The sequence below is a fragment of the Metabacillus sp. 113a genome (assembly GCF_050107635.1).
Taxonomy (GTDB): Bacteria; Bacillota; Bacilli; order Bacillales; family Bacillaceae; genus Metabacillus_B.
This window is the reverse complement of the sequence record NZ_JBNILJ010000010.1, coordinates 64,868-84,814: the sequence shown is the minus strand read 5'-3', so window position 1 is coordinate 84,814 and position 19,947 is coordinate 64,868. Positions and strand designations below refer to the sequence as shown.

21 protein-coding genes and 1 other annotated feature are annotated in these 19,947 nt (G+C 45.4%); of the genes, 19 read left to right on the top strand and 2 right to left on the bottom strand.

Annotation, left to right across the window (positions count from 1 at the left end):
• Window positions 1-43: 43 nt before the first annotated feature.
• Window positions 44-2,416, top strand: coding sequence for an SF1B family DNA helicase RecD2 (gene recD2, locus ACQCVE_RS14200; protein ID WP_426863196.1), 2,373 nt, complete (start codon window positions 44-46; stop codon window positions 2,414-2,416).
• Between the two features lie 79 nt (window positions 2,417-2,495).
• Here recD2 and ACQCVE_RS14195 read toward each other — a convergent pair whose 3' ends face one another.
• Window positions 2,496-2,645: a hypothetical protein gene (locus tag ACQCVE_RS14195; RefSeq protein ID WP_426846457.1), complete on the bottom strand. Its 150-nt coding sequence runs from the start codon at window positions 2,643-2,645 to the stop codon at window positions 2,496-2,498.
• Between the two features lie 145 nt (window positions 2,646-2,790).
• Here ACQCVE_RS14195 and ACQCVE_RS14190 point away from each other — a divergent pair, with 145 nt between their 5' ends.
• The 17 genes from ACQCVE_RS14190 to ACQCVE_RS14110 all read left to right on the top strand — a co-directional run bounded on the left by ACQCVE_RS14190 (window position 2,791) and on the right by ACQCVE_RS14110 (window position 18,326).
• Window positions 2,791-3,273, top strand: coding sequence for a PRC-barrel domain-containing protein (locus ACQCVE_RS14190; RefSeq protein WP_426863195.1), 483 nt, complete (start codon window positions 2,791-2,793; stop codon window positions 3,271-3,273).
• 12 nt (window positions 3,274-3,285) lie between these two features.
• Complete coding sequence (locus tag ACQCVE_RS14185) at window positions 3,286-3,474, top strand: hypothetical protein (protein ID WP_035405225.1); 189 nt, start codon at window positions 3,286-3,288, stop codon at window positions 3,472-3,474.
• 23 nt (window positions 3,475-3,497) lie between these two features.
• On the top strand, window positions 3,498-3,635 hold the full coding sequence (locus ACQCVE_RS14180) for a DUF3918 family protein (RefSeq protein ID WP_426846461.1): 138 nt from the start codon (window positions 3,498-3,500) through the stop codon (window positions 3,633-3,635).
• Window positions 3,636-3,902: 267 nt separating this feature from the next.
• Window positions 3,903-4,862, top strand: coding sequence for a nuclease-related domain-containing protein (locus tag ACQCVE_RS14175; RefSeq protein ID WP_426863194.1), 960 nt, complete (start codon window positions 3,903-3,905; stop codon window positions 4,860-4,862).
• A 73-nt stretch (window positions 4,863-4,935) separates the two neighbouring features.
• On the top strand, window positions 4,936-5,991 hold the full coding sequence (locus tag ACQCVE_RS14170) for an AI-2E family transporter (RefSeq protein ID WP_426863193.1): 1,056 nt from the start codon (window positions 4,936-4,938) through the stop codon (window positions 5,989-5,991).
• Between the two features lie 38 nt (window positions 5,992-6,029).
• Window positions 6,030-6,246: a binding site (T-box leader), on the top strand.
• Window positions 6,247-6,330: 84 nt separating this feature from the next.
• Complete coding sequence (gene alaS, locus ACQCVE_RS14165; RefSeq protein WP_426863192.1) at window positions 6,331-8,967, top strand: alanine--tRNA ligase; 2,637 nt, start codon at window positions 6,331-6,333, stop codon at window positions 8,965-8,967.
• 86 nt (window positions 8,968-9,053) lie between these two features.
• Window positions 9,054-9,320, top strand: a complete 267-nt coding sequence (locus ACQCVE_RS14160) for an IreB family regulatory phosphoprotein (protein WP_426846469.1) — start codon at window positions 9,054-9,056, stop codon at window positions 9,318-9,320.
• Between the two features lie 3 nt (window positions 9,321-9,323).
• Window positions 9,324-9,740 carry a Holliday junction resolvase RuvX gene (gene ruvX / locus ACQCVE_RS14155; RefSeq protein ID WP_426846471.1) on the top strand — a complete coding sequence of 139 codons (417 nt, stop codon included), beginning with the start codon at window positions 9,324-9,326 and terminating at the stop codon, window positions 9,738-9,740.
• A 28-nt stretch (window positions 9,741-9,768) separates the two neighbouring features.
• Window positions 9,769-10,059, top strand: a complete 291-nt coding sequence (locus ACQCVE_RS14150; protein WP_426846473.1) for a DUF1292 domain-containing protein — start codon at window positions 9,769-9,771, stop codon at window positions 10,057-10,059.
• Between the two features lie 186 nt (window positions 10,060-10,245).
• The gene (mltG, locus tag ACQCVE_RS14145; RefSeq protein ID WP_426863191.1) at window positions 10,246-11,382 is read left to right on the top strand and encodes an endolytic transglycosylase MltG; all 1,137 of its coding nucleotides are present in this window, start codon (window positions 10,246-10,248) and stop codon (window positions 11,380-11,382) included.
• Window positions 11,383-11,524: 142 nt separating this feature from the next.
• Window positions 11,525-12,181, top strand: a complete 657-nt coding sequence (locus tag ACQCVE_RS14140) for an O-methyltransferase (RefSeq protein WP_426863190.1) — start codon at window positions 11,525-11,527, stop codon at window positions 12,179-12,181.
• On the top strand, window positions 12,178-13,110 hold the full coding sequence (locus ACQCVE_RS14135; RefSeq protein WP_426863189.1) for a peptidase U32 family protein: 933 nt from the start codon (window positions 12,178-12,180) through the stop codon (window positions 13,108-13,110). The genes ACQCVE_RS14140 and ACQCVE_RS14135 overlap by 4 nt, the downstream gene beginning before the upstream one ends.
• 44 nt (window positions 13,111-13,154) lie before the next feature.
• Window positions 13,155-14,423 carry a peptidase U32 family protein gene (locus ACQCVE_RS14130; RefSeq protein ID WP_426863188.1) on the top strand — a complete coding sequence of 423 codons (1,269 nt, stop codon included), beginning with the start codon at window positions 13,155-13,157 and terminating at the stop codon, window positions 14,421-14,423.
• Window positions 14,424-14,427: 4 nt separating this feature from the next.
• A complete protein-coding gene (gene udk / locus ACQCVE_RS14125) occupies window positions 14,428-15,063 on the top strand; it encodes a uridine kinase (protein WP_426863187.1) in 636 nt (211 codons plus the stop codon).
• A gap of 207 nt (window positions 15,064-15,270) precedes the next feature.
• Window positions 15,271-15,747 carry a transcription elongation factor GreA gene (gene greA, locus ACQCVE_RS14120; protein WP_426846485.1) on the top strand — a complete coding sequence of 159 codons (477 nt, stop codon included), beginning with the start codon at window positions 15,271-15,273 and terminating at the stop codon, window positions 15,745-15,747.
• A 53-nt stretch (window positions 15,748-15,800) separates the two neighbouring features.
• On the top strand, window positions 15,801-17,552 hold the full coding sequence (locus ACQCVE_RS14115) for a peptidoglycan D,D-transpeptidase FtsI family protein (protein WP_426863186.1): 1,752 nt from the start codon (window positions 15,801-15,803) through the stop codon (window positions 17,550-17,552).
• A gap of 72 nt (window positions 17,553-17,624) precedes the next feature.
• Window positions 17,625-18,326, top strand: coding sequence for a YrrS family protein (locus ACQCVE_RS14110; RefSeq protein ID WP_426863185.1), 702 nt, complete (start codon window positions 17,625-17,627; stop codon window positions 18,324-18,326).
• A 586-nt stretch (window positions 18,327-18,912) separates the two neighbouring features.
• Here ACQCVE_RS14110 and ACQCVE_RS14105 read toward each other — a convergent pair.
• The gene (locus ACQCVE_RS14105) at window positions 18,913-19,116 is read right to left on the bottom strand and encodes a DUF2536 family protein (RefSeq protein WP_426846491.1); all 204 of its coding nucleotides are present in this window, start codon (window positions 19,114-19,116) and stop codon (window positions 18,913-18,915) included.
• A gap of 181 nt (window positions 19,117-19,297) precedes the next feature.
• Here ACQCVE_RS14105 and ACQCVE_RS14100 point away from each other — a divergent pair, with 181 nt between their 5' ends.
• Window positions 19,298-19,939, top strand: a complete 642-nt coding sequence (locus ACQCVE_RS14100) for a class I SAM-dependent methyltransferase (RefSeq protein WP_426863184.1) — start codon at window positions 19,298-19,300, stop codon at window positions 19,937-19,939.
• Window positions 19,940-19,947 lie beyond the last annotated feature (8 nt).

Sequence of the window (19,947 nt, the reverse complement as noted above, 5' to 3'; positions counted from 1 at the left end):
CCAGGGATAAGCTTAGAGGAGCCAGGGAGGGGAGGAATGCGTGATGCAAATGTCCATAGATGAATTGGGAAATGGAGATAGCGGGGACAAACCATTTTTAAAAGGAATCATTAAAGCCGTCATATTCCACAATGAAAAAAACCTGTATACTGTTTTGAAAGCAAGACAAGTTGAATCCAATTTGGACATCGATGAAAAAGACGTCACAGTAACCGGATATTTCCCCCTCCTTTCAGAGGAAGAAACCTACATATTTTACGGGATGATCAAGCATCATCCGAAATTCGGAATGCAATTTCAAACCGAGCATTTCCGAAAGGATATTCCGAATACAGAAGAGGGCATTGTCCAATATTTATCAAGTGATTTATTTAAGGGGATCGGGAAAAAAACCGCAGAAATCATCGTGGGAAATCTTGGAACATCTGCCATCTCAAAAATCATGCAGGACCCCGCCGTGCTGCACAGCATTCCGAAAGTCAATAAAGAGAAAGCTGATATTTTAGCGCAAACGCTGAAGCAGCATCAGGGACTTGAGCAAATCATGATCTCCTTGTCGCAATTCGGCTTCGGACCGCAGCTTTCCATGAAGATTTATCAGCAGTATCAGGATGAAACGCTTCAGAAAATACAGGAAAATCCTTTTCAGCTTGTAAAGGATGTGGATGGCATTGGTTTCGGCAAAGCTGATGAGCTGGCACGGCAGCTTGGGATCTCTGGCAGCAATGCAGAGCGGATTAATGCAGCCTGCCTTTATACAATCGAACAATCCAGTTCGCAAGAGGGCCATGTATACCTGCGGGAGGATCAGCTCGCCGATAAAACGATGCAGCTGCTGAACAGCTCCGATCAGGGCGCTGTAGGGGCGGATGCAATCTCGAGGCAGATTGCTTCACTCGCCGAAAGCAAGCAGCTCATTGCCGATGAAGGCAAGATTTATTTTCCCATTCTTTATTACTCTGAAAAAAAAGTAGCGGAGCATATTCAGCAGATTCTTGACCAAACCGAATATGAAGGACTGTTCCCAGAGTCCGAATTTCTTCTTTCCCTCGGAAATCTAGAAGAAAGAATGAAGGTTACGTACGCTCCGAGCCAAAAGGAAGCCATACAGCGGGCCTTAATGACCCCGATGCTTTTGCTGACAGGAGGGCCCGGGACCGGAAAAACAACGGTTATCCGAGGAATCGTCGAGCTTTATTCAGATCTGCACGGCTGTTCTCTTGATCCAGGTGATTATAAAAAAGATGAGCCATTCCCAATCCTTCTTGTAGCGCCTACAGGGCGGGCGGCTAAAAGAATGAGCGAATCGACAGGGATGCCGGCTGTCACCATCCACAGGCTGCTCGGCTGGAATGGAGCGGAAGGCTTTGACCGCAATGAAGACAATCCGATTGAAGGAAAGCTCCTGATTATCGATGAAATGTCGATGGTGGATATTTGGCTCGCCAATCAGCTTTTCAAATCCCTGCCCAAGCAAATTCAAGTGGTTATGGTAGGAGATGAGGATCAGCTGCCCTCCGTCGGACCTGGCCAGGTGCTCCGGGACCTTCTCGCATCAAATGAAGTGCCAACGGTGAGACTGACGGATATTTACCGCCAGGCAGAAGGATCTTCCATCATCGAGCTTGCCCATCATATTAAAGAAGGCCGGGCTCCTGACAATTTAAGGACTCCAACGGCAGACCGTTCTTTTATCCGCTGCGGCTCCGGCCAAGTGAAGGAAGTCGTTCGGAAAGTCGTGGAGAATGCAAAGAAAAAGGGGTTTTCCGCCCGTGATATTCAGGTGCTGGCGCCAATGTACAGAGGTCCTGCAGGCATCGACCAGCTGAATATTCTTCTCCAGGATATTTTTAACCCTGCATCCTCCACAAAACGGGAAATGAAATTCGGAGACCTCGTCTATAGAATCGGAGACAAAGTCCTTCAGCTCGTCAATCAGCCTGAAAGCCATGTCTATAACGGTGATATGGGTGAGATTGAATCGATTTTTTATGCAAAGGAAAATACAGAAAAAGAAGACATGATTGTTGTTTCATTTGACGGAAACGAAGTCACCTATACAAGATCGGATTTTTCGCAGTTCACGCATGCATACTGCTGCTCCATTCATAAATCACAGGGAAGTGAATTTCCCGTCGTCATTCTTCCTGTTGTGAAAAGCTATTACAGAATGCTAAGGAGAAACCTCATCTACACCGCGATAACAAGAAGCAAGAAATTTCTAATCATGTGCGGAGAAGAGGAAGCCTTTAAACGCGGCATCGAAAACAGGGATCAGCTGGAACGACAGACCTCTCTGAGGCAGCGCCTGAACAAGTCAGCCGGGGAGGAAGATGATCTTCAGAAACTTCTTCCATTTGATGTTAAGGATGCGAATATCGGAATGGGGAATGCAACACCCTTTGATTTTATGTAAGATGACCAGACCCTCCGGCTCAATGAATCCAAAGCAAAAAGCCGCCTGCTGGATAACAGGCGGCTTTTGCTTTGTTCAATTAATTGAACATCGGTAAAATATAGCTGATCAAAAACCAAATGACTCCGAAAAAAATGATTAAGTATGCGGCGTATTTGATAAATGTGGAAGCAACAAGACTGGAGTCCTTTCTTTTTTCTCTAACCTCGACATCTTTATGTTCATCCATAAATTCACGTCCTCTTTTTTGTTATTAAATACCACATCTGGGGAAGTTCAAACCTGTAAGCCAGCACCGGAATGGAAAACGTTACGCCGTATGACCGGGGACAAGCCGAAGAATCCTAAGAGTGTTCGGAAAGGTGGAGATCATCTTGCGGACATACGGAACATTAAAAGGACTTCCGGTTTTTGATGCAAGAAACGCAGCCTGCATCGGCAAAGTGACGGACCTCGTCATCAGTGCAGCCGGCCGTGTTTCCGGACTGGTGATGGATGGAAAAGGCCTGTTCAAAAAAGACCGCTTCATTCCTCTGTCCTGTATTTCGTCAGTCGGAGAGGATGGAGTAATGGTCGGCAATCCCGAACTTCTGCAGCCGCTCGCCGCTGCAAAAGAGGATTACCGGTTCCAGGGACACGGAAATCTGCTGAACAAAACCGTATACTCTAAAAACGGAGTACAGCTCGGTCTCCTCGAGGACGTATATTTTTCAGAACAACTGGGCACAATCGTAGCATACGAACTGACAGACGGATTCTTTGCTGATTTAACCGAGGGGCGCAAAAAAGTGAACCCTTTAAGTGAAGAGCTCACAATAAGCAAAGATGCCATCGTCATGAATGTGATACAGGAGTGAGGTGTGCCCGGTATGCTGAAATGCCCGAACTGCCAATGCAAGGACCTGGGGAAAATAGGAGTGAACCAGTACTATTGCTGGGGCTGCTTTATCGAGCTTTCCGTCTCCAAAGGAATGATTTTGACCCACCAGGTTGAAGAAGATGGAACCTTAAGCTCATTGGACGATTTGTTTGACGAACACGACCGAACCGTAAGCTGACGAAATTAGAGGAGGAAACCGACATGAACCGCACCATGACCTCATTAATTTCAATGGGACTCGGCGCTGCTGCCACCTATGCCATGGGCAACAGAAAACGCATGAATACCCGCAGAATGAGAAAAAGCCTTCAGCGTTCAATGAAAAGAATGTTCGACTGATTGAATGCTGCATATGTACCCCCCGCCTATTTGGCGGGGGTTTTTGTGTCGAATTTTAGTGAAAGTTGAGGTATGGCTTATATTCGACAGTATGTCGCTTACATTCGACAATATCTGGATCGCAATCGACAGAAATCTGCTCATATTCGACAGAAATCTGCTCATATTCGACACCTTCATACTATCAGAGCGGACGATATATAATTTTAAAGTTAGCAGGTAGCCTCATATTTGTGTCGAATTATACCTCAGGAAAGGAGACGAATTATGATCATCAAACCCCATACTTATCCCCGTATATTAAAGCAGCTGGAAGCACTTAAACGGCGAATTCCTCCTGATCACCCGAAAGTTAGTTCTATAACCCAAAGTTTAGCAATGAGGAGTGCCGGTTACAAAGGCGAGTTGAATATGCAGCACCCGCTAAGTTTTATTAATGACTCATTGTACCAAGTTTTTTATGATGTCAGATTAGAGGATCGGGGTAACTATTTTCAAATGGATGTGCTTTTAGTATCCCGAAATTTTATTGCTATCCTTGAGGTCAAAAATATTGCAGGTACCCTGTATTTTGACACAGATTTTAATCAGCTGATCAGAATCCAAAATGGTTTAAAGGAAGCTTTTCCAGATCCATTGACTCAAATAACACGCCAGCAAGCTCAATTCTCCAATTGGCTAAAAAGCAGAGATTACTTCGGTATACCTGTAAAATCCTTTGTAGTGATCAGCAATCCCCGAACACTTCTTCAAGCCCTTCCAGACAATACTATTCCGCATAGCAAAGTGATTCATAGTTCTTTTATTCCCTCAAAGATAACTGATCTGGAAACCCTGTATACTAAGCCATATCTAACCGAAAATAAGATGGTAAATCTAACCCGGGAAATATTGAACTCTCATAGAGAAAACCACGTCAATATACTCGAACTGAATCAAATTTCCAAAGCTGAGATTATTCCGGGTATTCACTGTCCTGAATGTTTTTTACTCCCCATTGACAGGGTTTATGGAAACCGGTGGAAATGCCATAATTGCGGAGTGATTTCCAATAATGCATACATTCATTCGTTATCTGATTATTCACTATTGATAAGCCAATCGGTAACAAATAAGGATGCAAGATATTTTTTGAAAATAGACTCCCGTTCAATTGTCAGTAAAATGCTGAACTCCATGAGTATTGAAAGGATAGGAAACAATAAATCGAGTTTGTACAGGCTCTGAATAGCCTTTGAAAATAAACTTGGTGAATAATCCCCCCGCCATCCTCCCAAACTAAAAACCGGAGGAATGCCCCATGAAGGAAAAAAGGATTCTGTACAGAGCGGGGATTGTTCTCCTGTCGCTTCTGTCCCTTTATTTGTTTTTGAAGCTGAAGGTTGTCTGGAATCCAGTGTGGATTATTGCCCAGGCTATTTTCATTCCGTTTTTAATCGCTTCGTTTATTACATATCTGCTTCATCCGATTGTGGAGAAGCTGCATGAGACGGGACTGCCGAGAACGCTCTCGATTCTAATTATCTATCTCCTGTTTTTCGGGTCGATTGCTTACGGGTGTTACCGTGGGGTTCCTTTGCTGATCAATCAGCTGATGGAGCTGTCGGCGAATGCTCCGCGGATGGTGCGGCTTTATGAGGGGTGGCTTGCAATGGTTCGCGATCAGACGGATCATTGGCCGGTGGGGCTTCATCACCGGGTGGAGGACCTGCTTGGAGAGGCGGAACAATGGCTCTCCGGGATGATTGATACGATTATATTTTCGATTCGTTCATTATTTGATAATGCGGTGATTCTGACATTAATCCCGTTTCTGGTTTTTTATATGCTGAAGGATTTTACCCTTTTAAAAAAAACAGCTTGGTATTTAACTCCGAAAAAGTGGAGGAGAAGGGGCAAGGAGCTGATCCGGGATGCGGATGAATCGCTGGGAAGCTATATCCGGGGCCAGTTCTTCGTCTGTGTGATTATCGGATTGCTTGCTTTTCTCTCACTCTGGATTTTCGGGGTCAAATATCCGCTTGTGCTTGGGATAATTATTGCGGTTACTAACATCATTCCCTACTTTGGACCGGTGATTGGAGCGGTTCCTGCGCTGATACTGGCGGCCGCGATGTCAACAGAGACGGTAATTACAGTAGTCATTATTATATTGGTTCTGCAGTTTCTTGAGGGGAACGTCATCAGCCCGCTTATAGTGGGAAGAAGCCTTCATATGCATCCCATTGTTATTATGCTTGCGCTGGCTGCAGGAGGGGAGCTGGCCGGGATATTCGGCCTGATCATTGCCGTACCGGTTACAGCGGTGCTGCGGGTTATGGTGGAGCATGGAGTTCGCCTGCTCAGAGCTGATTGACAGGCGGGCAGGGTTTGACTATAATCATCAATAGAATACATAAAACATTGATGGAAACGAGTATGTTACAGTCCATTCTAAAGAGAGAATGCCTCCAGGCTGAAAAGGCATTTGATGAAGGGTAACAGAATGCTATTCCTGAGTGCAGGTAAAAGCCCTGCCGTCCCGTGACCGCGTTATGGCCGAATGAAGCTGATGGATGCCTGCATCCATAATCAGGGTGGTACCGCGAGCAAGCAAACTCTCGTCCCTGTGCAAATCAATACTGATTTGCGCAGGAACGGGAGTTTTTTGTTTTTGCAGAGTCCCCCGGCTTACATACAAAAAGGAGGATTACCAATGAAATTTTTAACGTCCGCAGAAGTACGGCAGATGTTTCTTGATTTCTTTAAAGAAAAAGGCCATGCCGTTGAGCCAAGCGCTTCCCTCGTTCCGCATGAGGATCCTTCATTGCTGTGGATCAACAGCGGAGTCGCTACCCTGAAAAAATATTTTGATGGACGGGTGATTCCGGCAAACCCAAGGATTTGCAATGCTCAAAAATCCATCCGGACGAATGATATTGAGAACGTCGGAAAAACAGCACGCCACCATACCTTTTTTGAAATGCTTGGGAACTTTTCGATAGGAGAGTACTTTAAGGTTGAAGCGATCGAATGGGCATGGGAATTCCTCACGAGTGACAAATGGATTGGCTTTGATCCAGAAAAGCTTTCTGTGACCATTCATCCTGAAGATGATGAAGCATTTGAAATCTGGACAGAAAAAGTAGGTGTTCCGGAAGACCGCATCATCCGCCTTGAAGGGAACTTCTGGGATATCGGCGAAGGTCCGAGCGGCCCGAATACGGAAATTTTTTATGACCGGGGTGAGGTTTACGGTCATGACCCGGAAGATCCTGAGCTGTACCCGGGGGGGGAAAATGAACGGTATTTGGAAGTGTGGAATCTCGTTTTTTCTGAGTTTAACCATAATTCGGACGGCACCTATACGCCGCTTCCTAAGAAAAACATTGATACTGGCATGGGGCTTGAGCGCATGTGTTCTGTGATCCAAAACGTACCGACTAACTATGAAACCGATCTTTTTATGCCAATTATTGAAGCAACAGCTAAGATTTCCGGTATGGAGTATCACGGCAGCAAGGAAAAGGATGAGGCGTTCAAGGTCATCGCCGATCATATCAGAACGGTTTCTTTTGCAGTCGGTGATGGAGCTTTGCCGTCAAATGAAGGCCGCGGATATGTGCTGCGCCGTTTGCTGCGCCGCGCTGTCAGGTACGCTAAGAAGCTCGATATTAACCGTCCGTTTATGTTTGAGCTTGTACCGGCAGTCGGAGAAATCATGGAAGCCTTCTATCCGGAGGTTCAACAAAAAACAGAATTCATTCAAAAAGTAATCAAAAATGAAGAAGAGCGGTTCCATGAAACGCTCAATGATGGACTTGCTATTCTTTCTGAGGTAATAAAAAAACAAAGGCAAGCCGGGCACCGCATCATACCAGGCGCAGACGTCTTCCGTCTTTATGACACTTATGGCTTCCCTGTAGAGCTGACAGAGGAATATGCAGAGGAAGAAGAAATGGAGATCGACACGGAAGGCTTTGAAGCTGAAATGGAAAAGCAGCGGGAGCGGGCAAGATCCGCGCGCCAGGAAGTCGATTCCATGCAGGTTCAGGGCGGGGTTCTCGGTGATCTTAAAACGGAAAGCACGTTTGTTGGATATGAAACGCTCAACGTTGAAACGGAAATTGCGGCTCTCATAAAAAATGGCGAGCTTGCCGATGAGGCGAGTGAAGGCGATGAGATTCAGCTTATCCTTGTGCAGACACCATTTTACGCGGAAAGCGGCGGCCAGATTGCAGATGAAGGAACCATTTCAAATGATAGGTTTACCGTCCGTGTGAAGGATGTAAAAAAGGCACCGAATGGGCAGAACCTTCACCGTGCAATTGTTGAGAAGGGCACCATCCATAAACATGATAAGGCTGCAGCTGCAGTGGACCGGCGTATCCGGGAAGGCGTTGTTAAAAACCACACGGCTACCCACCTGCTGCATCAAGCACTGAAGGATGTTCTTGGAGGCCATGTAAATCAGGCGGGCTCCTTAGTAAAGGCAGACCGCCTGCGTTTTGACTTTTCCCACTTCGGCCAGATTACCGACAGTGAGCTTAAACAGATCGAGCACACCGTTAACGAAAAAATTTGGGCAGGCATCGGAGTGAACATTGACCTGAAGCCGATTGACGAAGCGAAAGCAATGGGCGCCATGGCTCTATTCGGTGAAAAATACGGAAAAATTGTCCGCGTTGTTCAAATCGGAGATTACAGTCTCGAGCTTTGCGGGGGCTGTCATGTCGAAAATACCTCTTCGATCGGTCTGTTCAAGCTCATCTCTGAATCGGGAATTGGAGCAGGTACGAGAAGGATAGAAGCTGTTACAGGCAAAACAGCCTATGAAGCGATGAGTGACCAGCTGTCGATTCTTGAGGAAGCTGCGGTCAAGCTGAAAACGAAGGCAAAAGAGGTTCCGGACAGAATTGACAGCCTGGCGGCTGAACTGAAAGAGCTGCAGCGCGAAAATGAATCGCTGACCTCTAAATTGGGCAATCTTGAAGCATCCTCTTTGACAGATCAGGTAAAAGATGTGGACGGAGTAAAACTTCTTGCAAGCAAGGTGAATGCCAAGGACATGAACAGTCTTCGGGCAATTCTTGATGATTTAAAAGCAAAGCTGGGATCAGCTGTCATCGTACTGGGAGCTGCCAGCGGTGATAAAGTGAATATTGCAGCCGGTGTTTCCAAGGACCTGATCGACCGGGGGCTTCATGCAGGCAAGCTCGTTAAAGAAGTGGCAGAGCGCTGCGGCGGAGGCGGCGGAGGCCGTCCTGATATGGCTCAGGCAGGCGGGAAAGACCCTGAAAAACTTGAATCTGCTTTAAACTATGCAGAGGAATGGATTAAATCCGTTTTATAATTCCCATTCTTAGTGTAGAATGGTGATAAGAGTCAGGACGAGCAGGATTCAGTCCTCTATGTGAACTTGAGAAAGAGGTGCAGACAGTGAGCTCATTCGATAAAACAATGAAATTCAACGTGTCGGAGGATTCCGTTCAAGCAGATGTGAACGAAGTTTTGTTTACCGTATATGATGCACTGAAAGAAAAAGGCTACAATCCGATCAATCAGATTGTCGGCTATTTGCTTTCCGGTGATCCGGCTTATATTCCGAGGCACCGGGATGCCAGAAGCCTGATCCGGAAGCTTGAGCGTGACGAGCTGATTGAAGAGCTTGTAAAATCGTATCTGCAAAATAACCGCGGGGAGTAATGCATGCGAGTACTTGGTTTGGATTATGGAACGAAAACAATCGGAGTAGCAGTCAGTGACTACCTTGGCTGGACGGCCCAGGGGCTCGAAACGGTTAAAATTAACGAAGAAGGCGGAGACTATGGTCTGACGAGGCTTTCTGAACTGATCAAAACGGAAGAAGCGGACAAGATTGTCGTCGGTCTTCCCAAAAATATGAATGGCACCATCGGCCCGCGCGGGGAAGCCTGCCAGCGGTTTGCCTCTTTATTAGAGGAAACCTTCTCGCTTCCGGTCGTCCTTTGGGACGAGCGTCTGACTACGATGGCTGCCGAACGAATGCTCATTGAAGCAGACGTCAGCAGAAAAAAACGAAAAAAGGTCATTGATAAAATGGCTGCGGTCATGATCCTCCAAGGGTATCTTGACAGCCTCCGGTAACGGAGAGTACTAAACGAGGTGAATAGTTATGGAACATGGCGAAAAGCAAATTACAGTAGTGGATGAGAACGGAAACGAGCAGCTTTGCGAAATCTTATTTACGTTCGAATCCGATGAGTTTAACAAATCTTACGTGCTATACTATCCAATCAGCAGCGAAGATCAGGATGAAGAAGATGTCGAGATTCATGCATCAAGCTTTACTCCGAACGAAAACGGAGAAGACGGCGAACTTCAGCCGATTGAAACTGAAGAAGAATGGGACATGATTGAAGAAATGATGAACACATTCTTCGATAACGAAGAGGAAGAAGAATAATACAGAAGGAAGCCGGGATGGGAACCCGGCTTCCTTTTTTTCATTCAGTTTCTGAATAGAGCCGCCGGTTCCCCCTGGCCCTCTGCAGCTAAAGCAATTGGAAAAGCGCCGTATGGATACAAATTGTTAATGACGAATAAAGGGGAATTTTGTAGTATAATAATGGGAAGTGGAAGGGGGAAAAAGATGAAACATAAATCTGATAAATCATCTATACATAAGACTTTACTTGAAAGACAGGAAGAAGCAAAATCAATCCGGAAGATTGTAATCAGGATTGTCCTTATAACAGGAATTGCCCTGGCTTTGATAGCGGTCACAGGGATCATCTATATACAAAATGCATTGAGTCCCGTAGATTCAGCAGATAAAAAGGAAGTGAAGGTTTCGATTCCTCTTGGTTCTTCTGTCACAGGCATTGCTGCAGAACTGAAGGATGAAGGTCTGATTAAAGATGCCAGAGTTTTTAAATACTATGTAAAGTTTAAAAATGAAACAGGTTTTCAGGCAGGAGACTATCTGATGAGCAGGTCCATGACGATGGATGATATGATCGAGCTTCTGAAAACCGGAAAAATGTCTGAAGATGTAGCCATTCAGCTGACGGTACCAGAAGGCCACAAATTAACGCAAATTGCGGCAATTATTGAAAATAATTCCGAGTTTTCAAAGGAAGAAGTGTTAAAAAAAGTACAGGATCCAGAGTTTATCGCTTCGATGAAAGAAAAATTTCCGGATACTGTATCCAAAGAAGTGGACAGCAAATCCGTGAAATATAAGCTTGAAGGCTATTTATTCCCGGCAACCTATCCTTTCAAAGATCCAAATACTTCACTTGATGCCATTCTCGAGAAGATGATCGGTGAGACGGATAAGCGGGTAAAGCCGCTTCTTCCGCAGATTAAGGAAAAAAAGTGGACCGTTCACACCTTCCTGACGATGTCCTCTCTAATTGAAGAGGAGGCCACAGGACAAGTTGACAGACAGAAAATATCCAGTGTGTTTGTTAACCGGATCAACCAGGACATGCCTCTTCAGACGGATCCCACCGTGCTCTATGCTTTGGGAGAGCATAAAGACCGTGTAACCTATGATGACCTGAAGGTCTCTTCACCGTATAATACGTACAAAAACAAAGGCCTCCCTCCAGGACCGATTTCCAATAGCGGTACCATGTCCATGGAAGCCGCGCTGCAGCCTGATAATACAGATTATCTGTATTTCCTGGCATCGCCGGAAGGGAAAGTATATTATTCAAGAACACTCAAAGAGCATAATCAGCTTAAAGAAAAATATATTACCGGGCCGAGAGAAGAATCATAACTCAGAGAGGGAGTGAAATTTATTTCATTCCCTCTTTATTTGTGCTAAAATATATCAAGTTGTGTGCAGACACGACCGCAGATATAATGAAGGCAAGAGTTCCTAATCAGAACTCTTCTTTTTGCGCAAGGAGGCCAATTCAGTGCTTGAACCAACTCTTCATGCTTATATAGAAAGCATGATTCCCGAACGCTCCGGCCCGATCAAGGATATGGAGAGCTATGCTCAAGAGCATGGAGTTCCCATTATGGAAGCAGCAGGAATGGAAGTTTTGCTGCAATTTCTCCGTATCCATTCTCCCCTTCGCATACTAGAAATCGGAACGGCCATCGGCTATTCAGCCATCCGCATGGCGTCCGCTGTTCCGAAAGCCTCTATAGTGAGTATAGAAAGAGACCAGGATCGTTACGATCAGGCACTTTTACGGACGAAACAGTCGGATCTCAGCAGCAGAATCCGGATATATTTCGGTGATGCCCTGGAGATTCATGATCAAATAAGGAATGAAGGGCCTTTTGATGCATTGTTTATCGATGCGGCAAAAGGGCAGTATCAGCGTTTTTTTGAATTATATGAGCCCATGCTCAATAACGGCGGTATGATCATTACCGATAATATTTTATTTAAAGGTCTTGTCGCAGAAAAGCAGGACCGTATTGACAATAAACGAATCAGAAGCCTCGTGAAAAAAATTGCGGGGTATAACAGCTGGCTGATGTCACATCAGGGATTCGATACATGCATTATCCCTGTTGGAGACGGCATCGCCGTAAGCATTAAAAGAGGTGAGCAAACGTGAAAAAACCAGAATTGCTAGTCACTCCTTCAAAGCTCGATGATATAGAGGCGCTTGCGAAAGCAGGAGCAACGGCTATGATAATCGGTGAGCAAAAATTCGGTCTTCGTCTCGCAGGGGAGTTTAACCGTGAGGATTTCAGGAAAGCGGTTGAGATCGCCCATCAGAACGGGGTTAAAGTATACGCGGCGATGAACGCGATTTTTCATAACGATCTTATCGATGATTTAGCCGATTATATGCTTTTCCTTAAAGAAGCCAAGGCTGATGCCATTGTGTTCGGAGACCCGGCTGTTCTGATGACAGCCCGGGAAACAGTTCCGGATATGAAACTTCACTGGAATACAGAGACGACAGCGACCAACTACTTTACCTGCAACTATTGGGGCAGGAAAGGTGCACAAAGAGCAGTGCTTGCGAGGGAGCTCAACATGGATTCAATCGTTGAGACGAAGGAAAATGCAGAAGTGGAAATTGAGATTCAAGTCCATGGAATGACGTGCATGTTCCAGTCCAAGCGTTCTTTAATCGGAAACTATTATTTATATCAGGGAAAATCGATGGAAGTCGTGAATCAGGATAAGATGGAAAAGGGTCTGCTGCTTCATGATAAAGAACGGGAAAATAAATATCCGGTTTATGAAGATCAGAACGGCACACACATTATGAGTCCTAACGATATGTGTATAATCGATGAATTGGAAGACTTGATTGACGCAGGCGTGGATTCCTTTAAGATCGACGGGGTTCTTCAAACGAGCGAATATGTCATCGAAGTCACAAAAAAATACAGGAAAGCCATTGACCTGTGTGTAGATGCGCGTGAGGAATATGAAGAGATCAAGGGCAGCCTGCTGTCAAAAATTGAAGAAATCCAGCCTTCCCACCGGCCGCTTGACACCGGCTTTTTCTTTAAAGAAACCGTCTACTGAGGACGGACGATATAAGCAATAAAAATAAATAGGGAGGTATACGTATGAATAGAGTAACCGATTCTATTTCCACCATCATCAATGGAAAACGCGTCATTACGAAAAAACCTGAGCTTTTGGCGCCGGCTGGAAATCTGGAGAAGCTGAAAATTGCCGTCCGCTATGGAGCAGATGCTGTATTTATAGGAGGACGGGAATATGGTCTTCGCTCAAACGCAGACAACTTTTCACAGGAAGAAATGGCAGAAGGCGTCCAATTTGCCAATCAATACAACGCAAAAATTTACGTAACCACCAATATTTTTGCCCATAACGAAAATATGGATGGAATCGCTGATTATTTGAAAGGGCTTGAAGACGCTGGAGTTACCGGTATCATTGTCGCAGATCCCCTCATCATCGAAACATGTAAAACAGCCGCTCCGAAGCTCGAGATCCACTTAAGCACCCAGCAGTCTCTTTCAAACTGGAAAGCTGTTCAGTTTTGGAAAGAGGAAGGGCTTGAGCGTGTTGTTCTCGCCCGTGAGACAAGCGGGGATGAGATCCGCGAAATGAAAGAGAAGGTGGATATCGAAATAGAAACGTTTATCCACGGAGCGATGTGCATTGCCTATTCCGGACGCTGTACTCTTTCCAACCATATGACAGCACGCGACTCCAACCGTGGAGGCTGCTGCCAGTCCTGCCGCTGGGATTATGATCTTTATAAGCAGGAGGATGGAAAGGAAACACCACTGTTTGGAGAAAACGATTCACCATTTGCGATGAGTCCAAAGGATCTCAAACTGGTCGAATCGATTCCAAGAATGATTGAAATGGGAATCGACAGCCTGAAAATAGAAGGACGGATGAAATCCATTCACTATGTAGCCACTGTAGTCAGCGTATACCGGAAAGTAATTGATGCTTACTGTGCGGACCCTGATAACTTTACAATCCAGCAGGAGTGGCTTGAGGAGCTGGACAAGTGCGCGAATCGCGAGACCGCTCCTGCCTTCTTTGAAGGAGTGCCAGGGCATAAAGAGCAGATGTTCGGCGTTCACGGCAAAAAGACGAACTTTGATTTCGTAGGAATGGTGCTGAACTATGACCCGGAAGGAAAAACAGTGACGCTTCAGCAGCGGAACTATTTTAAGCCTGGAGACGAAGTCGAATTCTTCGGACCGGAGCTCGAAAACTTCCGTACAGTCATCGAAAAGGTGTATGATGAAGAAGGAAATGAGCTGGATGCAGCGCGCCACCCTCTTCAAACCGTTAAATTCAAGTTGGACCGGCCGGTTTATCCATACAACATGATGCGGAAGGGGTTCTGAGGCAATGGGAAAGAAACCCGTCGTAATAGGGGTTGCCGGAGGATCCGGTTCTGGTAAAACAAGTGTAACCAAAGCGATCTATGAGCACTTCAAAGGACATTCCATCATGATGCTCGAACAAGATTACTACTACAAGGATCAAAGCCATCTTCCGTATGAAGAACGTCTGAACACGAATTATGACCATCCGCTTGCCTTTGACAATGATCTTCTAATTGATCACTTAAAAAAACTTCTTCACTATGAAGGCATTAATAAGCCTGTCTATGATTACACCATTCATACCAGGTCAGAAGAGGTTCTGCGCATCGAACCGAAGGATGTTATCATTCTGGAAGGGATCCTTATTCTGGAGGATGAACGCCTGAGGGATCTCATGGACATCAAGATGTATGTAGATACGGATGCAGACATACGGATTATCCGCCGCATTCTGCGTGATATAAAGGAGCGGGGCCGTTCGATTGATTCTGTCATTGAACAGTATGTCTCAGTTGTAAGGCCGATGCATAACCAGTTTATCGAACCGACGAAGCGCTATGCTGATATTATCATTCCTGAGGGTGGACAGAACCACGTAGCCGTGGATTTAATGGTAACAAAAATTCAAACAATTCTTGAACAAAACGCTATTTTGTAATAACATAGCATAGATATAGAGCACTGTGCCCATATTATGTATAGATTGTTAAACGTTTCATGTAAAAATGCGTTCAGAGAGTGAACAGAAGCATTTCTGAATATGAAAAAGAGTGTGAGGGCAGGCTTGCCCTCGCTCTTGTATTATTAACAGGTCTTACATACACAAAAATTCGGGGGACAGCTGTTTCAGAAGGAGTGGATATCAATGGCACAAGAGAAAGAATTTCCGATGACGAAAGAAGGAAAAGAAAAGCTCGAACAGGAATTGGAGTACATGAAAACGGTACGCCGCAAAGAAGTGGTCGAGCGTATCAAAATTGCGCGCAGCTTCGGTGATCTTTCTGAAAACTCCGAGTATGATTCCGCTAAGGAAGAGCAGGCGTTTGTTGAGGGAAGAATTACGACACTCGAGAATATGATCCGCAATGCTAAGATTATCGTAGAAGATACATCAAACACGAACGTAGTGGCCCTTGGAAAAACCGTGACGTTCCAGGAGCTTCCAAAAGGCGATGAAGAGTCCTACACGATTGTCGGAAGTGCAGAAGCCGATCCTTTCGAAGGAAAAATTTCCAACGACTCACCAATTGCGAAAAGCCTTATCGGCAAGCAGGTTGGAGACGAAGTATCCGTTCAGACCCCAGGTGGGGAAATGCAGGTAAAAATCGTAAATATCAAGTAAATCCGATTAAACCCGAACCGCCTCGTCGACAATGTGGATGAGGTGGTTTTTTTATGCGGAAAATCAAGAAGAGAGTCAGGACGGTCTGCATTGTAATCACGGCAGGCATTGCTGTTTTAGCATGGAGATTGGCAGAGCTTCAGCTGTTCCGGACAGAATCCTTTGGCAGCCATCATATCAATTTAATAGAAGAGAGCGTAGCACAGCGGACGCAATCCGTATTAATTGATGATGGAAGAGGAACACTGATCGACCGGAACGGGGAATTGCTGTCCGCGGGAGTAAAGCCCTCCCTCGTTTTGTTTCCATTTATTAAAGGTCTTGACTGGCCCAGCGCAGAAATAGCAGATCTTGCAGGAATGTCAGATGGGATCCTTCGTTCTTTAGTATCCAAAGCCGAATCTCCGGTCATTTTATCCAGCGGCGATGGAGCTGCCCTGGACAGCGAGGACCTCGAGAAAATCAACGCTCTGAAAATCCCGGGCGTTTATGGAGTGATGGTCCAGGATCATCCAAATGAGCTGTCTGCCTCCCATATCATGGGGTATACTGCGGAAATGCCTGAAGTGCTCGCAAAAAGATACCCGGACAAAAAACTGCCGTCTGCGGTGAAAATCGGAGCCGCCGGACTTCAAAAAGCGTTTGATGAATTTCTGCTGCCTGAGTCTGAAACGAAGCTGCTCTATCACGTAGATGGAAATGGAAATCCGCTTTTTGGCGTAAATGTAAAGTACATTGCTGACTCAAGCGCCCATTTTCCAGTCAAAGTAAAAACGACATTGGATTTGGCCATTCAAAGATTAATGGAAGAAGCACTGACTGATGCCGGCGTGCAAAAGGGAGGCGCCGTGCTGATTGATATTGAATCCAGCACCCTGCTCGCCATGGCCAGCAAACCGGATTTAAATGTTAACGGAGAACAGGCAAGCCTGAAAAACTATATGCTCGAAAGCATGAAACCGGGCTCTATTTATAAAATTGTAACCGCCGCTGCAGCAGTCGAGAATGGCCTGGACCACCCGTCTGCCCGCTATAATTGTGATCTCAACCCTTATGGGGGGGCAGAAGAAGACCGGAAGCTTGGAACGCTTGATTTCGATACGAGTTTTTCAAGAAGCTGCAATTATACATTTAATGTTCTTTCAAGCCAGCTGATTCGTAAAGATGCGGATTATATGGAAAATACCGCCGAAAAACTCGGGCTTGTAAACCCGGTTGGATGGGAAGGAGCCGTCTTTCACTATGGCGCGTTCAGGCAGTTCCCTGAAGAAAAACAAGGTACTGTCTGGAGCGATCACCGCGACAAAAGCTCAGCAAAAGCCGTTGCCCAGACTGCCATTGGACAAAAGGATGTCCAGGCTACACCGCTCGCCATCGCCAACATGATGGCAACGATCGCAAGAGGGGGAAAAGGAATGGCCGTAAAAACTGCAGAAGAAATTTTATATAAAAACGGCACATCGATGTTCCAGTTTCCTGATAAAGAACTGTCAGACGTAACGCTTGACCACTACACAGCCCAAAAACTCCAAAAACTCCTTCGGCTGGTCGTGACGGATGAACAGGGAACAGGCGCAGGATTCGGGGCCCTTCCGTTTGAGGTGTCCGGAAAATCGGGTACAGCTGAAACAGGCAGAAAGGATCCGAATGGGAACAACCTCATCAATAAATGGTTTGCAGGCTATTTTCCATCCGGCAAGCCAAAATATGCGCTTGTCGTCCTGGATGCTGAAACAATCAGCAGCAGGGCAGCAGCAAATAAAGTGTTCTATCAGATTGCTTCCGGTCTGGACATCCAGGAGTAAATCTAAACTGGCTTCATTCGCACACCGGTGATAGAATAGTACAGAAGGTAAGTGGGAAAAGGAGTGAAGAGAATGAATAAAACCCGTTACGGCAATCGTGATAAGCGCAGAAAAACGAATGTTGTTCTCAATGCGCTCATCGGAATTGTGCTGATTCTCATCTTAGCCGTTGGCTATCAGCTTATCTTAGGCGGAGAAAAAGAAGAGACTTCCAACAGCAAAATCTCTGATCAGCAGGAAACTCAAAGTGAAGAGACGGCTGCAGACCAGGAAGACAATGCTTCTGATGAAGCGGAAAACAAGGATAAAGAAACACAAAATACATCCGGCGATGAACAATCTGCTGAGGATAAGGCTGCAGAGGAAAAAGCTGCAGAGGAAAAAGCGAAGGAAGAAGAAAAGCAGAAAAAAGAGAAAGAGCAGTCTGAAGATCCAAACGAAGGAGCAACTGTAACAGAAGGCGAACCCGGATCAGATGTTGCCGAAGTCATTGAAAATCCCAATTGGAAGCCGGTGGGAACTACCCAGGAAGGTGACCATACCGCGGTTTATGATAAAGGTTCGACCGATTGGCAGGAAATGACCAAGGCATTGACAGCCGCAACAGGTGTACAGGCAGACAATATGACCATCTGGCGCCTTGAAAACAACGGTTCACCTGATGATGCCATCGGCACAATCTCAGCAAAAGGTTCGGATGAAAAGCTAAGAGTATCCATCCAGTTTGTTGAAAACGAAGGATGGAAGCCGGTAAAAGTTGAAAAACTGAAATAACACCATACTGTGCATAGCAGCCCCTGAGCGCTTCTCAATCGCTATTGGGCATGTCAAGGAAACAACTAAAAGTCACATCAGAAGAAAGTGCTCTGGGCTATTACACGCTCAGAGCACTTTTTTTGATGGGAAGGTGGAGTTTCAGACAAGGGGTCATGTCAGACAACATGGTGATTTCAGACAAGAATGTCAGACATCATGGTGATGTCAGACAAGAATGTCAGACAACATGGTAATGTCTGACAAGAATGTCAGACAACGGGGCCATGTCAGACAACAATGTCAGGCAACATGGTGATGTCAGACAAGGATGTCAGACAACGGGGCCATGTCAGACAACATGGTGATGTCAGACAAGAATGTCAGACAACGGGGCCATGTCAGACAACAATGTCAGACAACGAGGCCATGTCAGACAACAATGTCAGGCAACATGGTGATGTCAGACAAGGATGTCAGACAACGGGGCCATGTCAGACAACAATGTCAGACAACGAGGCCATGTCAGACAACACGGCCATGCCAGACAATAATGTCAGACAACGCGAAACCGTCACTCAAGGAATAAGCCAAATTGGAGGTCTTATTACTTCGCTTTAAAATGAACAACTGCACTGTAAAACCTTCGACCATCCTCCGTCACATGCATTTGATGAGTAACAGAATGTACCTCCATCATAATGGCTTTGTTGTGATCAATTTGCTCTGCAATTTTTAATTCCAGGTCCTTAATGCTGGCTGCTTCGAAAAATTCGACTTTGTCTTTTAAATAATCAAGCTGAAAATTCATGTTTGATGCTCCTCCTCAAATCTCTATGTTCAGTTTACCAAAAACCTTGTTCCAGTGGGATATGGAAAACATTTATATTGAGAATAAGAACTCTTTATGATACTATTTGAACAGTTATTCGGCTTAATTCATACTATACACATAGGAATTATATAGTTTTGATAAAAGGGAGAGATGGTTCATGGGCAGAGAGTTTTTGGAATTGTTCGAAGGATGGGCCTCTGATTATGACAGCACGGTTAGCGGCAAGACAAGAGAATATAAAGAGGTTTTTCAAAATTATGAAGAGATTCTGAACCAGACAGCAGCAAGTACGGGCCATGTTGTGCTGGAGTTTGGAGTGGGGACTGGAAATTTAACCGCTATACTGCACGGACTCGGCAGAAAGGTTTATGGAATTGAGCCTTCGAGCGCCATGCGTGAGAAGGCAAAAGCAAAGCTCCCTGCAGAGATTATGATAAACGATGGAGACTTTCTGGATTTTCCAGAGCCTCCTGAGCAGGTTGATTCCATTGTAAGCACGTATGCATTTCACCATTTGACTGATGAAGAAAAAGAGAAAGCCATCGGCAGATATGGAAGCATGCTTGCCAATGGTGGTAAAATAATCTTTGCTGATACTGTTTTCACAGATCGGGATGCGTATGTGAAAAAGATCGATGAGTCAAAAAGAAGGCAGTTTACGGGCCTTGTAAAGGATCTTGAAACAGAATATTACACGACCCATATTGTGATGAAACAGATTTTTCTGAAGCATGGGTTTTCTGTTTCGTTTACTCAAATGAATCCATTTGTATGGATCATGGAGGCAGTAAAACAGTAATTTTAAAA

Bases quoted from the DNA above. Each gene is read 5' to 3' on its own strand.
- recD2 (WP_426863196.1), top strand. From the start codon at position 44: ATGCAAATGTCCATAGATGAATTGGGAAATGGAGATAGCGGGGACAAA.
- ACQCVE_RS14195 (WP_426846457.1), bottom strand. From the start codon at position 2,645: ATGGATGAACATAAAGATGTCGAGGTTAGAGAAAAAAGAAAGGACTCC.
- ACQCVE_RS14185 (WP_035405225.1), top strand. From the start codon at position 3,286: ATGCTGAAATGCCCGAACTGCCAATGCAAGGACCTGGGGAAAATAGGA.
- ACQCVE_RS14180 (WP_426846461.1), top strand. From the start codon at position 3,498: ATGAACCGCACCATGACCTCATTAATTTCAATGGGACTCGGCGCTGCT.
- ACQCVE_RS14175 (WP_426863194.1), top strand. From the start codon at position 3,903: ATGATCATCAAACCCCATACTTATCCCCGTATATTAAAGCAGCTGGAA.
- ACQCVE_RS14170 (WP_426863193.1), top strand. From the start codon at position 4,936: ATGAAGGAAAAAAGGATTCTGTACAGAGCGGGGATTGTTCTCCTGTCG.
- alaS (WP_426863192.1), top strand. From the start codon at position 6,331: ATGAAATTTTTAACGTCCGCAGAAGTACGGCAGATGTTTCTTGATTTC.
- ruvX (WP_426846471.1), top strand. From the start codon at position 9,324: ATGCGAGTACTTGGTTTGGATTATGGAACGAAAACAATCGGAGTAGCA.
- ACQCVE_RS14150 (WP_426846473.1), top strand. From the start codon at position 9,769: ATGGAACATGGCGAAAAGCAAATTACAGTAGTGGATGAGAACGGAAAC.
- mltG (WP_426863191.1), top strand. From the start codon at position 10,246: ATGAAACATAAATCTGATAAATCATCTATACATAAGACTTTACTTGAA.
- ACQCVE_RS14130 (WP_426863188.1), top strand. From the start codon at position 13,155: ATGAATAGAGTAACCGATTCTATTTCCACCATCATCAATGGAAAACGC.
- udk (WP_426863187.1), top strand. From the start codon at position 14,428: ATGGGAAAGAAACCCGTCGTAATAGGGGTTGCCGGAGGATCCGGTTCT.
- greA (WP_426846485.1), top strand. From the start codon at position 15,271: ATGGCACAAGAGAAAGAATTTCCGATGACGAAAGAAGGAAAAGAAAAG.
- ACQCVE_RS14115 (WP_426863186.1), top strand. From the start codon at position 15,801: ATGCGGAAAATCAAGAAGAGAGTCAGGACGGTCTGCATTGTAATCACG.
- ACQCVE_RS14110 (WP_426863185.1), top strand. From the start codon at position 17,625: ATGAATAAAACCCGTTACGGCAATCGTGATAAGCGCAGAAAAACGAAT.
- ACQCVE_RS14105 (WP_426846491.1), bottom strand. From the start codon at position 19,116: ATGAATTTTCAGCTTGATTATTTAAAAGACAAAGTCGAATTTTTCGAA.
- ACQCVE_RS14100 (WP_426863184.1), top strand. From the start codon at position 19,298: ATGGGCAGAGAGTTTTTGGAATTGTTCGAAGGATGGGCCTCTGATTAT.